Below are 13,070 nucleotides of genomic sequence, written 5' to 3'. Positions count from 1 at the left end.
CGACGGCTGGCTACTCTTCGGTGTCATTCCGGCGCAAAGCACGCAGCCCACGCAACCCGATCACCCCGATGGCCGTCCCCAAGAGAAAGGACGTGATCGCGAGCAGCAGATGCACCCAAAAGTACGCGGTGGGGTCACCTGCGTCGTCAAAAGCGAGCCCGCTGGCGTCCTTCCACAAGTTTTTGACAAAGGTGAACCAGATGACCCAGCTCCAGACCCCGAAGGCGAGCAGGAACCAGGACACGGGGCGGCTGAGCTTCATGGTCTCCAGTATGGGCACCCAGTCGCGTACCTCCACGCGGGGGGCCACCACCCGTAAGACGGCGGTGCTTTCGCCGTCCGGAACGGCGACGGGTACGTTCGCAGACGTGCCGATCTCTTCGAACACCTTCCCGTCGCGAAGCGCCGCCGCGCCGCTGGCCACCACCGCCGCCCTGCTGCTGTCCGCCCTGCTGTCCCCGCTGCTCGCCTCCCCCGCGCTCGCCGCCGACGATCCCGGCGGCGCCAAGGGTGCCGAGGCCGCGAAGCCCCCCGCCCGGATGTCCACGGTGGGCGGGGCGCGGCTCGGCCGACCCGGCACCCAGGTGGATCCGAAGAAGGGCGCGCCCGCGCTGCCGAAGGAGCTGAGCGGTAAGTCCTGGATGGTGGCGGACGCCGAGTCGGGCGACGTGCTGGCCTCGCACAACGCCCACTGGCGGCTGCCGCCCGCGAGCACGCTGAAGATGCTGTTCGCGGACACCGTGCTGCCGAAGTTCCCGAAGACGCGGAAGCACACGGTGCGGGCGGCCGACCTGGCCGGGATGGGCGCGGGCAGCAGCCTGGTCGGGGTGAAGGAGAACCTCGACTACACGGTGCACGACCTGTGGCTGGGAGTCTTCCTGCGCTCGGGCAACGACGCGGTGCACGTCCTGTCCGCGATGAACGGCGGCGTCCCGGCGACCGTGCGGGACATGCAGGCGCACGCCAAGAAGCTGAACGCGCTGGACACCCATGTCGTCACGCCGGACGGCTACGACGAGGACGGCCAGTACAGCAGCGCGTACGACCTCACGCTGTTCGCCCGGTCCGGGCTGCAGAACGCGGACTTCCGGGAGTACTGCGCGACGGCGACCGCGCAGTTCCCGGGGGAATACAAAAAGGACAAAAAGGGCAAGAAGGTCCGCATGAGCTTCGGGATCCAGAACACCGACCGTCTGCTGACCGGCATCGACGTCAAGGCCTACAAGGGCCTGGCGGGCGTCAAGAACGGCTATACGAGCAAGGCGGGCTCCACCTTCACCGGTGTGGCCCAGCGCGGCAAGCGAGTACTGCTGGTCACGGTCATGAACCCGCAGAAGTCGGAGCCCTACGGGGTCTACAAGGAGACGGCGAAGCTGTTCGACTGGGGGTTCAACGCGGCGGACTCGGTGAATCCGGTCGGCACCCTCGTCCGACCCGGCCCGGCGGGCCTGGAGCAGAGCCACACCTCGGCGGACGGCAAGAAGAACGGGGACGAGCACACCCAGGCGTCCGTCTCCGGCGGCGGTGACTCGGGCGGCATGTGGACGGCGGCCGGGATCGCGGCCGGTTCCCTGGCGGTGCTGGGCGCGGTGGCGTACGCGGTGCACCGGCGCTGGCCGCGCCGGGGCTGAGGCCGCGCGCCGGGGCTGAGGCCGAGGTCGTACGCGTACGTACGCCGCTCCTTACGCCGTTCCTCACGCCGCCGAGCGGCCGGGCCCGTCGGCCCGGCCGTTCGGCCCGAGGGCACCGTCGCCCGTCTTCTCCTCCGCCTCCTGGGCCGTTTCCCCCGGCTCCTCGGCGGCGGATCCGGTGGCGGTCCAGGCGGCGCAGTACAGGGTGAGCTTCGCGGTGAAGTTGATCCACAGCAGCAGCGCGATGGGCACGCCGAACGCTCCGTACATGCTCTTCGCCGCCACCCCCCGCAGATAGCTGCTCAGCAGCAGCTTCAGCAGTTCGAAGCCGATCGCGCCGATCAGCGCCGCGACCACGACCCTCCGGCGCGGCGGCTCGACCCGGGGCAGCCAGGTCAGGGCGTAACACAGCAGCAGGAAGTCGGCCGCGACGGCGATCAGGAACGCGGCGATCCGCAGCAGCCAGCCGCCCACCCCGTTCTCGGGGATGTGGAGGAGCTGCGTCACCTGGTGGACGACGGTGACGGCGAGCGTCGAGACGGCGAACGAGGCGAGCGTGACGCCGCCCAGGCCGACGAGCACCAGACCGTCCTTGGCCCTGCGCGCCACAGGATTCCCGGGATCCTCCTCCAGCTCCCAGACGGCCCGCAGGCATTCGCGCAGCGAGCCCACCCAGCCGATGCCGGTGAACAGCAGCAGGGCGCCCGCGACGATCCCGATGGTCGTGGCGTTCTGGATGAGACCGCTCAGATCGAGCTGCCCGGAGATGCCGGGGATCTGCTGGGCGACCTTCCGCTGCAGCTGATGCATCTGCGGCTCGGTGAGCGCCGCGGCGCCGATGGCCGCCCCCACGGTGATGAGGGGGAAGAAGGCCAGAAAGCTGATGAAAGTGATCGCGGCCGCCAAGCGGTCCCAGTGGACGCGTTCCAGGCGCTCGTACGAACGCCAGGCGTGGGTCCGCATCAGCCGGGCGAGGGCGGGACCGATGAGCGGCAAGCGGGTCAGCCAGTCCATGATCAACAACTACCCTTCCGCCGAGTTTTACTCCTCGGCGGCGGGTTCCCATTTCTCCGCCACTCCACGACTCCGCTACGCCGTCCGGCTCAGGGCCCTTCCAGGGTCGGCCTTCCCGGGCGAGGGGCCGGCCTACCAGGGCGAGGGACCGGGCCTACCAGGGCGAGGGCGCGGCCGGGCGGGTGAGATCGGCCTGACGGGGCACCACGGGGGAGGCCGTATCCGGCTGTTCGCCCGAACCGCCGGGCCCGAAGGGGTACTCGCGGTCGAGCCGCCACACCCCGTCCTCCCCCTGCTCGTACAGCGCGAAGCCGTTGATCGTCCAGGCCGCCTCGAAGTCCTTCAGCTCGGCGAACGCCCGGTCCATCGCCTCCTCGTCGATGCCGTGCGCGACGGTGACGTGGGGGTGGTACGGGAACTGCAGCTCACGGGCGCACGGCCCGGACGACGCCCGGATCCGCTCCTGCAGCATCGCGCAGTCGTCCGCGCCTTCGACGATCTTGACGAAGACGACGGGCGAGAGCGGCCGGAAGGTGCCGGTCCCCTCCAGCCTCATCGGGAATGGCCGCCCCTCGGCCGCGACCTGGGCCAGATGGGCCTCGATGGCGGGCAGCGCCGAGGCCTCGACCTCGGTCGGTGGCAGGAGGGTGACGTGCGTGGGGATGCCATGAGCGGCCGGGTCCCCGAAGCCCGCGCGCCGCTCCTGGAGGAAGCTGCCGTACGGCTCCGGGACCGCGATCGAAACGCCGAGCGTTACGGTCCCCACTGCGTTCTCCCTCCTGGCCCTCCCGGGCTGCTGGGCTTCAGTCCGCTGCACCGGTGCCAGTGTGGCGGCTGTGCCGCCTTCGCGGCTAGATTCCTCGATTCTTCGGCACACGGGCCGAAGAACCCCCTGGTCAGGGGTGAGCCGCTGTACACTCCGGCGGCGATCGCCTCCGACGGTCCCCTGGATGCCCGCCTCCGGCGGTCTCCTGGAGCCCGCCTCGACGGCCTCCCGGACGCGGCCTCCTCCTCCTCCTGGACGCCCCGCCGTGGACGCTCAGCGCGTCGCGGGCAGGAACCCCACCTTGTCGTAGGCGAGGGCCAGCGTCTCGGCGGCGACGGCACGCGCCTTCTCCGCCCCCTTGGCCAGGACCTTGTCCAACGCCCCCGGGTCCCCCAGGTATTCCTGGGTCCGCTCGCGGAACGGCGTCACCCACTCGACCAGCACCTCGGCCAGGTCGGTCTTGAGCGCGCCGTACCCCTTGCCCTCGTACTTCCCCTCCAACTCCGCGATGGAGCTGCCGGTGAGGGTGGAGTAGATGGTCAGCAGATTGCTGACGCCGGGCTTCTTCTCCTCGTCGAAGCGGATCTCGGTCTCCAGGTCGGTGACCGCGCTCTTGATCTTCTTCGCGGAGACCTTCGGCTCGTCGAGGAGGTTGACGATGCCCTTGGGCGTGGAGGCCGACTTGCTCATCTTGACCGTCGGATCCTGGAGGTCGTAGATCTTCCCGGTCTCCTTGACGATGTACGCGTCGGGAACGGTGAAGGTCTCGCCGAAGCGGCCGTTGAAACGGTCCGCGAGATCGCGGGTCAGCTCGATGTGCTGGCGCTGGTCCTCGCCGACGGGGACGTGGTTGGCCTGGTAGAGCAGGATGTCCGCGACCTGCAGGATCGGGTACGTGAAGAGGCCGACGGTAGAGCGGTCGGCACCCTGCTTGGCCGACTTGTCCTTGAACTGGGTCATGCGGGAGGCCTCGCCGAAGCCGGTGAGGCAGTTCATCACCCAGCCGAGCTGGGCGTGCTCGGGCACATGGCTCTGGATGAAGAGCGTGCAGCGGTCCGGGTCGAGTCCGGAGGCGAGCAGCTGGGCGGCGGCGAGCCTGCTGTTGGCTCGCAGCTCCGCCGGATCCTGCGGAACGGTGATCGCGTGCAGGTCGACCACGGTGTAGAACGCGTCGTGGGTCTCCTGCAGCGCGACGTACTGCCGGATCGCACCGAGGTAGTTCCCGAGATGGAAGGAGCCTGCGGTGGGCTGGATACCGGAGAGCGCACGGGGACGATCAAGGGCCATGCCACCCATTCTCTCAGGTGTGGAACCAGACTCGGTCCGCCGGTGTATCAAAGGTGTGAGGACTCGTGAGGGGGCGCGGGAGGGGGACCTCGTCGCGCGGGACGAAGAGCAAGCCGAAACACAGGACGAAGCACTAGACGAAGCACTGGACGTCGCAGGGGTCGAAGCGGGCCCGGATGCGGCCGTGATCGCTCGGGTGCGGGCCGGGGAGACCGAGGCCTATGCCGAGCTGGTGCGCGCCCACGCGCCGATAGCGCTGCGCACCGCCGGGCTGATGGGCGCGGGCGCGGACGCCGAGGATGTGGTGCAGGACGCCTTCGTGAAGGCGTATCTCGCGCTCGGCACCTTCCGGGGCGATGCGGCCTTCCGGCCGTGGCTGCTGCGGATCGTCGCCAATGAGACGCGGAACGCGGTGCGCTCGGCGCGCCGTCAGCAGACGGCGGTCGACCGGGAAGCGGCGATGACCGGAGGCGGTCCGGAAGGTCCGGCAATACCGGAGAGCGCGGATCCGGCGGCCGTGGCGCTCGCGGACGAGCGGCGGGCGCGGCTGATGGCCGCGCTGGAGGAGCTGAGCGAGCCGCAGCGCTGGGTGGTCACCTATCGCTATCTGCTGGATCTGGACGAGGCGGAGACGGCGGCGGCCCTGGGCTGGCCGCGCGGCACGGTGAAGTCGCGGCTGAGCCGCGCGCTGCGGCGGCTGGAGCTGCTGCTGGAGGCGGGACCGGAGCGGGCACGGCAGACACGGCAGGCACCGCAGACACGGCAGGGAGGCATAGGGGATGGACGGGGAAGGGCTGCCCGGCGAGCTGCGGGCGCTCGGGCGCGCGCTGGAGGAGCCACCGCCCGCCGACCCGCCGGGGCACGACCTCCTGGCGGGCGGCGAGACGCTGGCCGAGCGGGTGCTGGCCCGGATCGTGGGCCTGTCGGACCGCGCGGGGCCCGGCGGCCGGTTCCGGGAGGAGCAGTGGTGGCAGGCCCTGCCCGGGCTTGAGGCCGGGCAGGCCTCCACGGGCCGGGGCCGCCCCGGCCGACCGACGGACCGGGACCGGGACCGGGGGTGCGACAGGCCACCACCGGCCCGGCGCCAGCGCCCTCTCCCCTGACCGTGGCGAGGCCCGGCCGTGGCGGGGCCCCGCCTCGTCATGGCCGACTCGCCAGTCACGGTGCACAGCCCCACCCTGGGTGGTGTCGCAGAGGTGGTGTCACAGCACAGGTGGTGTCACAGCACAGGTGGTCACAGCACAGGTGGTGTCACAGCACAGGTGGTCACAGCACAGGTGGTGTCACAGAACGGAGGACGTCTTGACCTCGACCGATCGCTCCTCGGAGCGCGCCATCGCGGCCGCCGAGGCCCACAGCGCGCACAACTACCATCCGCTTCCGGTCGTCGTCGCATCCGCCGAGGGGGCGTGGATGACCGATGTCGAAGGCCGCCGGTATCTGGACCTGCTCGCCGGGTATTCCGCGCTCAACTTCGGGCACCACAACCGGCGGCTGATCGACGCCGCCAAGGCGCAGCTGGAGCGGGTCACGCTCACCTCGCGCGCCTTCCACCACGACCGCTTCGCCGCGTTCTGCGCGGAGCTGGCCGCGCTGTGCGGCATGGAGACGGTGCTGCCCATGAACACCGGCGCGGAGGCGATCGAGACGGCGATCAAGACCGCCCGCAAATGGGGCTACCGCGTCAAGGGCGTGCCGGACGGGCGGGCCAGGATCATCGTCGCGGACAACAACTTCCACGGCCGCACGACCACGATCATCAGCTTCTCCACCGACCAGGAGGCCCGCGCGGACCACGGTCCGTACACGCCGGGGTTCGACATCGTGCCGTATGGCGATCTGGCGGCGATGGAGGCCGCGCTCGACGCGGGGGCCGGGGAGACGGTCGCCGTGCTGCTCGAGCCCATCCAGGGCGAGGCGGGGGTGCTGGTGCCGCCGCCCGGATATCTGGCCGGAGTGCGCGAGCTGACCCGGGCGCGGGGCGTGCTGTTCATCGCCGATGAGATCCAGTCGGGCCTGGGCCGCACCGGGAAGACCTTCGCCTGTGAGCACGAGGGCGTCGTTCCGGATGTCTATGTGCTGGGCAAGGCGCTGGGTGGCGGGGTGGTGCCGGTGTCGGCGGTGGTGTCCTCCGCCGAGGTGCTGGGCGTCCACCGCCCCGGTGAACACGGCTCGACCTTCGGCGGCAATCCGCTCGCCTGCGCGGTCGCGCTGGAGGTGATCGCCATGCTGCGGACCGGGGAGTTCCAGGGGCGCGCGGCGGAGCTGGGCGAGCATCTGCACCGGGAGCTGGCGCAGATGGCCGAGGGCCGGGCGGTGGTGAAGGTGCGGGGGCGCGGGCTGTGGGCCGGTGTGGACATCGATCCCTCGCGCGGCACCGGGCGGCAGATCTCCGAGCGGCTGATGGACCGCGGGGTGCTGGTCAAGGACACCCATGGGTCCACCATCCGGATCGCACCGCCCCTGGTGATCGGCACGGAGGATCTGGACTGGGGCCTGGACCAGCTCAGGGCGGTGCTGGCGGAATGACCGGAAACCGCGCATGGCCCCGGCCCCGGCCGCTCAGCCCCCGGTCACTCAGCCGCCAGTCCCCATGCCGCCAGCCGCCACGCCGCCAGTCCCCATGCCGCCAGCCGCTCTGGCGCCGCTTAAAGAATCACATGCGGCACAAAGCGCGCGTACTCGTCCGTGATCAGCCCGGCCGACTCCCGGATGCCGAGCCCGGCCGGTTCGTCCTCCACCACCCAGGCGCCGAGCACCACCCGGTTGCCGTCGACCTCGGGCAGCGGAGCCAACTCCTGGTAGCAGCAGGCCTCGTCCCGGATGACGGGCTCCGCGCCCGGCGGGTGCACGGTGACGCCCGCGCCCTCCCGGCCGAGCAGCGGCTTGGCCACGTAGCCATTGGTGCGGGCCAGTTCGCGGGGCCCGTCGAGGTAGGCGGGCAGCAGATTGGGGTGCCCGGGGTACAGCTCCCACAGAATCGCCAGCAGCGCCTTGTTGGACAGCAGCATCTTCCAGGCGGGCTCGATCCACAGGGTGGAGCCGGTGCCGCCGCCGTTGTCGATCGTGTCCAGCACATGGAGGCCGAACCGGTCGCTGACCAGCCACTCCCAGGGGTAGAGCTTGAAGCAGGCGCGGATGAAGCGGTGCCGCATGTCCACGAAGCGGCCGGAGAGCCGTTCCCAGCCGATGTCCTCCATGGAGATCGCCTCGGTCCGCAGACCCGCCTGTTCGGCCGTCTCCCGCAAGTAGGCGACGGTCATCAGGTCCTCGCCCAGCTCGTCCCCGGCCGAGTGGGCGAAGTACAGGGGCACGCCCGGCGGCAGCAGGGCGGCCTGGTGCCGCCAGGCGTCGACCAGCCGCTCGTGCAGGGAGTTCCACTGGTCGGCGCCCGGGAAGCGGTCCTCCATCCAGAACCACTGGGCGCTCGCCGCCTCCACCAGCGAGGTGGGCGTATCGGCGTTGTACTCCAGCAGCTTCGCCGGTTCCGGGCCTCCGTCGTACCGCAGGTCGAACCGGCCGTAGACGCTGGGCTGTTCGGCCCGCCGGCGCCAGGACTCGGCGATCAGCTCGGCCACCCGCGGCTCCTCGATACCGAGGTCGGCGAAGCGGTCGGCGTCGACGATGTGGGCGGCCGCCTCCAGACACATCCGGTGCAGCTCCTCGACCACCTCCTCCAGCGCCTCGACCTCGGGCAGCGAGAAGGCGTAGTAGGCGCTCTCGTCCCAGTACGGGCGCAGGGAGCCGTCCGGGTAGCGGGTCAGCGGGTAGATGACCCCCTGCTCCTCGACCGTGGCCTGCCAGCCGGGGCGGGGGTCCATGATGTGACGCTTCATCGGGTCGTCGTCCGGTCAGCCGCCGCCGGATCCCGAGCAGCCGAAGCCGCCGCGGTCGGCGGCCTGGCTCTTGCTGAAGGTGCCGTAGTCCGCCCAGCGGCCGTCGACGTCGGCGTCGTAGTACCAGTCGCCGTCGACCCGCTTGGTGGTGGTGCTGCCGCTGCCGCGCTTCTTCTTGCCGGTCGTGGAGCCCGAAGAGCTGTTGCAGGCGCTGGAGTCGACGATGCGGTAGCCGTTGACCACGTCGTAGCTGTTCCGGTCGACACAGCGCTTGTCGGGCTCGGACCCGCAGGAGGTGAGGGCCGCCGCGAGGGCTCCCATGCCACCGAGAATCACCGTGCTCGACCGCAGCCGACGTGGAAATTTGCGTTCCATTGGTACTGCTCCCCCGTTCGTTTGACGACCGCCCACCCTAGAGGGGGTTATCGCACAAGTGAACGTCGGGGGTGGGGAATGGCCCGCTCAGGGCAGCACCCGGCACAGCGCCTCCAGGGCGCCCGAGAAGGCGTGATCGGGCGGCGCCCCGTAGGCGAAGACCAGTCCGTCCGGCTCGGATCCGCCCCTTCCCGGCTCGTTCTCCTCGCGGTACCGGTAGCGATGCAGGCCCTCCATGGCCAAGCCCTGCCAGGCCGCGCCCTGGAGGACGGAGCGCACGGTGCCCGGCGGCAGTTCGAGCACCGCGTGCAGTCCGGCCGCGATGCCCGTGACGCGCACCTGGGGCGCGCGTTCGGCCAGCGCCGCCACCAGCTGGTCGCGCCGCCGCTGGTAGCGCAGCCGCATCCCGCGCACATGGCGGTCGTACGAGCCCGAGGCGATGAACTCCGCGAGCGTCAGCTGGTCCAGGGCGCCCGACTGCCACTCCCCCGTCCGCTTGACCGCCAGCAGCCGGTCCAGCAAGTGGTCCGGCACCACCATCCAGGCCAGCCGCAGCGCGGGCGCCAGGCTCTTGCTCGCCGTGCCCAGATAGACGACCCGTTCGGGATCCAGCCCCTGGAGCGCCCCCACCGGCTGGCGGTCATAGCGGAATTCGCCGTCGTAGTCGTCCTCCAGCACCAGCCCGTCGGTCCGGGACGCCCAGTCGACCACGGCGGCCCGCCGGTCGGGGTCCAGGGCGACGCCGGTGGGGAACTGGTGCGCCGGGGTCAGCAGCGCGGCGCGCACGTCGGTGAGGCGGTCCAGTTCGCCGGTGCGGGCGCCCCGCGCGTCGACCGGCAGCGCCACGGTGCGCAGTCCGGCGCGGCGCAGCACGTTCCAGTGGATGTCGAGTCCATACGACTCGACGGCCAGCGCGCGGTGGCCGTCCCCGTGCAGCGTCCGGCTGAGCAAGCCGAGCCCCTGGATGAACCCGGCGCAGACGACGATCCGTTCGGGTGCGGCCCGCACCCCGCGGGCGCGCGCGAGATAGTCGGCCAGGACGCGGCGCAGTTCGGGGCGCCCGCTGGGGTGGCCGTAGCCGAAGGCGTCGCTGGGCGCCGCGGTGAGGGCGCGCCGAGCGGCGGACAGCCAGGCGGAGCGGGGGAAGGCGGAGACATCGGGCGACCCGGCCCGCAGGTCGTACGCGGGGCGGCTGGCGGCCACGGCGGCGGGCGGCGGGGGGCGCGGCGGCGCGGGTTCGGGCGGCACGACGCGCCGGGCGACCCGGGTGCCGGAGCCCTGCCGGGCGGTGAGCCAGCCCTCGGCGACGAGTTCGCCGTAGGCGTCGGCCACCGTGTTGCGGGCGATGCCGAGGTCGGCGGCGAGCGAGCGGGAGGAGGGCAGCCGGGTGCCGGGGGCGAGGCGGCCGTCGCGTACGGCGTCGCGCAGGGAGCGGATCAGTGCGGCCCGCACCCCGGTGGTCCCGCCCCGGGGCAGGTCAAGGTGCAGGTCGGCGCCGAGCCCGTTCGCCTCCCCGGCCCCGGGAGTGGCCTCCCCGGACCCGGAAGTGGCCCCTTCGTGCTCGGAAGCGGCCTCTTCGGGCCCGGAAGTGGCCCACGAATCCTCCATGGAAATGGACCATACTCCTGGGCTGCCGAGCTTCTAGCGTGGACCGCATGACGACGCATGAGAGCACCCCTCACCACGGTCCCCGGATGGGTTTCGCCCACGCGGCACCCGCCGTCTACAAGGCCATGGTGCAGCTGGACGTGGAGGCCCGGAAGGGCCTGGAACCGGCGCTGACGGAGCTGGTCAAGATCCGCGCCTCGCAGATCAACCACTGCGCGTTCTGCATCGACATGCACATCAAGGACGCCCGGGCGGCGGGCGAGTCCGAGGAGCGGATCTACCTGCTCAACGCCTGGGAGGAGGCGGTCGGCGTCTACACCGAGAAGGAGCAGGCCGCGCTCGCCCTGACCGAGGCCGTCACCATCCTGACCGACGGCGTCCCGGACGAGGTGTACGACCGGGCCGCCAAGTACTTCGAGGAGCAGGAGCTGGCGCAGCTCATCGCGGTCATCTTCACCATCAACGCCTGGAACCGGATCGGGGTCACCACCCGCCTCGTCCCGGGTTCCTACAAGCCGACCGCGGGCTAGTCGCGTCAGCCAAGGTTCGCCCCGCTCACCGCCCTGGCACGGCCATCTGTGGCGTTGCCGATTCGACCGAGTAGGCCCACTACGAGGCCGATCCGGCGCCTTGCAGCCGACCGCACCAGGACGCCTCGCTACCGGGCAAACCTCGACTGACGCGGCACTAGATCTCTGCCAAGGGGGTTTCCATGACGGCCAGTGCCACGGCCGAGGCCAGGGCGTTCCGGGCGATGCACCACGGCCGGGACGCGGAAGCGCCGCTCGTGCTGCCCGGTCCCTGGGACGCCGGTTCGGCCCGTGCCTTCGCTGACGCGGGCTTTCCGGCGCTGGCGACGCCGAGCGCCGGGGTCTCGGCGTCGCTGGGCTACCAGGACGGCCGGCTACCGGCCGAGGAGATGTTCGCCGCGGTGGCCCGGATCGTCCGGGCCGTCGAGGTGCCGGTGTCGGCGGACCTGGAGAGCGGCTATGGCCTGGACGCCAAGGAGCTGGTCGAGCGGCTGCTGGAGACCGGGGCGGTGGGCTGCAACCTGGAGGACTCCGACCCGCTGACCAAGCAGCTGGCCGATCCGCGGGAGCAGGCGGACCGGCTGGCGGCGGTGCGAGCCGAGGCGGGCGACGGTCTGGTGATCAACGCCAGGATCGACATCTTCGCCCGCGGCGAGTTCGTCCGGGACGGGGCCGTCGTCGACACCGAGCGCGCGGCCGAGGCGGCGATCGAGCGCGGGCGGGCCTATGCGGCGGCGGGCGCGGACTGCGTCTACCCGATCTTCGCGCCCCCGGAGCTGCTGCCCCGGCTCGTGGCCGCCATCGGCATACCGGTCAACGCGGCGGCGTTCGCACCGGACGGCCCCTCGCCCGCCGAGCTGGGGCGGCTCGGCGCCGCGCGCGTCACCTTCGGCCCCCGGCTCTTCCGCGCGACGATGTCCGCCGCCCGGGACCTGGCCCAACAGCTGGGCCCCGCTCCGTCCACCCCATGAGGAAGACCCCATGAGGGGGACGGGCGGGGCCCGGCCGGGTGCGGCTTTCAGAAGGTGACCGCTAGGGCAGCCACTTCTTCCAGACGTCCGGGTGCGCCTCGACCCACTTCTTGCCCGCGTCCTGCGCCGACAACCCGTCCGAGGCGATCAGCTCGGACACCTCGTTCTGGTCCTTCTTGGTCCAGTGGAACTTCTTCAGGAAGGCGGCGGCCTTACCGCCCTGCTTCGCGAAGTCCGCGTTGAGGTACTTCTGCAGCGGGGTAGTCGGGTAGGCGCAGTCGAAGGAATCGGGGTCCTTCTCACCCTCGGCAGCACACTTGTCCGTGTACTTGGGCAGCTTCACCTCTTCCATCGGCACCTGGTTGAACAGCCACTGCGGCTCGTACCAGTACGACAGGAAGGGCTTCTTCTGCTTGGCGAACTGCTTCATCTGGGTGATCTGAGCGGATTCCGAACCGGCGAAGACGATCGAGTAGTTCAGCTTCAGATTCTTCACCAGCGCCTTGTCATTGGTGACATAGGACGGGGAACCGTCCAGCAGCTGGCCCTTCCCACCGCTTTCCGCGGTCTTGAAGGTCTTCGCGTACTTGTTGAGGTTCTTCCAGTTGAGAACGTCCGGATGCTTGTCGGCGAAGTACTTCGGCACCCACCAGCCGATGTGGCCGGTGACGCCGAGGTCGCCGCCCGACGCGATCGTCTTCTTGTCCTTGACGTAGCGCTGTTCTTGCTCCGGGTGGCCCCAGTCCTCCAGGATCGCGTCCACCCGGCCCTGGCTGAGCGCGTCCCACGCCGGAATCTCGTCCACCTGGACGGTGTCGACGTGGTACCCCAGCTTGTGCTCCAGCAGATACTGGGCGACGGCCACGTTGGCCTGTGCGCCGACCCAGGACTGGACGGAGAGCGTCACGCTCTTCGCGCCGCCCACATTGGCGTACGGCGAGGACTGCTTGGACATGTCCGCCGCGCCGCAGCCGGTCGCGGTGAGCAGGGCCGTGACCCCGGTGGCGGCCATCAGCAGCTGCCGACGGCGGTGCGTATGGGCCGTAGCCATC

The 13,070-nt window shown here is 71.0% G+C and carries 12 protein-coding genes and 1 pseudogene; 5 read left to right on the top strand and 8 right to left on the bottom strand.

Annotated elements, in window-relative coordinates:
• Window positions 1-10 precede the first annotated feature (10 nt).
• Window positions 11-262 (bottom strand): SCO4848 family membrane protein, encoded by a 252-nt coding sequence (locus ACZ6CL_RS09155; protein WP_468933350.1) that lies wholly within the window; start codon window positions 260-262, stop codon window positions 11-13.
• 106 nt (window positions 263-368) lie between these two features.
• Between ACZ6CL_RS09155 and ACZ6CL_RS09150 the strand changes: the two genes are divergently transcribed.
• On the top strand, window positions 369-1,631 hold the full coding sequence (locus ACZ6CL_RS09150) for a D-alanyl-D-alanine carboxypeptidase family protein (protein ID WP_468933071.1): 1,263 nt from the start codon (window positions 369-371) through the stop codon (window positions 1,629-1,631).
• 63 nt (window positions 1,632-1,694) lie between these two features.
• On the opposite strand, the gene ACZ6CL_RS09145 is transcribed toward ACZ6CL_RS09150, so the two are convergent.
• The 3 genes from ACZ6CL_RS09145 to trpS form a co-directional block, all read right to left on the bottom strand.
• Window positions 1,695-2,645, bottom strand: a complete 951-nt coding sequence (locus tag ACZ6CL_RS09145; protein ID WP_468933068.1) for a YihY/virulence factor BrkB family protein — start codon at window positions 2,643-2,645, stop codon at window positions 1,695-1,697.
• A gap of 154 nt (window positions 2,646-2,799) precedes the next feature.
• Window positions 2,800-3,411: a 2'-5' RNA ligase family protein gene (locus tag ACZ6CL_RS09140; RefSeq protein WP_468933066.1), complete on the bottom strand. Its 612-nt coding sequence runs from the start codon at window positions 3,409-3,411 to the stop codon at window positions 2,800-2,802.
• A 273-nt stretch (window positions 3,412-3,684) separates the two neighbouring features.
• The gene (trpS, locus tag ACZ6CL_RS09135; RefSeq protein ID WP_468933063.1) at window positions 3,685-4,698 is read right to left on the bottom strand and encodes a tryptophan--tRNA ligase; all 1,014 of its coding nucleotides are present in this window, start codon (window positions 4,696-4,698) and stop codon (window positions 3,685-3,687) included.
• Window positions 4,699-4,882: 184 nt separating this feature from the next.
• On the opposite strand from trpS, the pseudogene ACZ6CL_RS09130 reads away from it, so the two are divergent.
• Window positions 4,883-5,419: pseudogene (locus ACZ6CL_RS09130) on the top strand (RNA polymerase sigma factor); the annotation flags it as partial.
• Window positions 5,420-6,000: 581 nt separating this feature from the next.
• Entirely contained in the window at window positions 6,001-7,227 is a 1,227-nt protein-coding gene (rocD, locus tag ACZ6CL_RS09125) for an ornithine--oxo-acid transaminase (RefSeq protein WP_468933060.1), read from the top strand.
• 119 nt (window positions 7,228-7,346) lie between these two features.
• On the opposite strand, the gene ACZ6CL_RS09120 is transcribed toward rocD, so the two are convergent.
• The 3 genes from ACZ6CL_RS09120 to pdxR form a co-directional block, all read right to left on the bottom strand.
• Entirely contained in the window at window positions 7,347-8,534 is a 1,188-nt protein-coding gene (locus ACZ6CL_RS09120; protein ID WP_468933057.1) for a glutathionylspermidine synthase family protein, read from the bottom strand.
• Window positions 8,535-8,549: 15 nt separating this feature from the next.
• Window positions 8,550-8,855, bottom strand: coding sequence for a hypothetical protein (locus ACZ6CL_RS09115; RefSeq protein WP_468933056.1), 306 nt, complete (start codon window positions 8,853-8,855; stop codon window positions 8,550-8,552).
• A 141-nt stretch (window positions 8,856-8,996) separates the two neighbouring features.
• Complete coding sequence (gene pdxR, locus ACZ6CL_RS09110; RefSeq protein ID WP_468933053.1) at window positions 8,997-10,517, bottom strand: MocR-like pyridoxine biosynthesis transcription factor PdxR; 1,521 nt, start codon at window positions 10,515-10,517, stop codon at window positions 8,997-8,999.
• Between the two features lie 47 nt (window positions 10,518-10,564).
• Between pdxR and ACZ6CL_RS09105 the strand changes: the two genes are divergently transcribed.
• Window positions 10,565-11,047: a carboxymuconolactone decarboxylase family protein gene (locus tag ACZ6CL_RS09105; RefSeq protein ID WP_468933051.1), complete on the top strand. Its 483-nt coding sequence runs from the start codon at window positions 10,565-10,567 to the stop codon at window positions 11,045-11,047.
• 182 nt (window positions 11,048-11,229) lie between these two features.
• Window positions 11,230-12,018 (top strand): isocitrate lyase/PEP mutase family protein, encoded by a 789-nt coding sequence (locus ACZ6CL_RS09100; RefSeq protein WP_468933048.1) that lies wholly within the window; start codon window positions 11,230-11,232, stop codon window positions 12,016-12,018.
• 61 nt (window positions 12,019-12,079) lie between these two features.
• Here the strand turns inward: ACZ6CL_RS09100 and ACZ6CL_RS09095 are convergent, their stop codons facing one another.
• On the bottom strand, window positions 12,080-13,069 hold the full coding sequence (locus ACZ6CL_RS09095; protein WP_468933046.1) for an ABC transporter substrate-binding protein: 990 nt from the start codon (window positions 13,067-13,069) through the stop codon (window positions 12,080-12,082).
• Between the last annotated feature and the right edge of the window lies 1 nt (window position 13,070).

It is taken from the genome of Streptomyces sp. NPDC041200 (assembly GCF_055591805.1).
The sequence above is the reverse complement of the archived record's forward strand: the minus strand, read 5'-3'. Positions and strand labels throughout refer to the sequence as shown.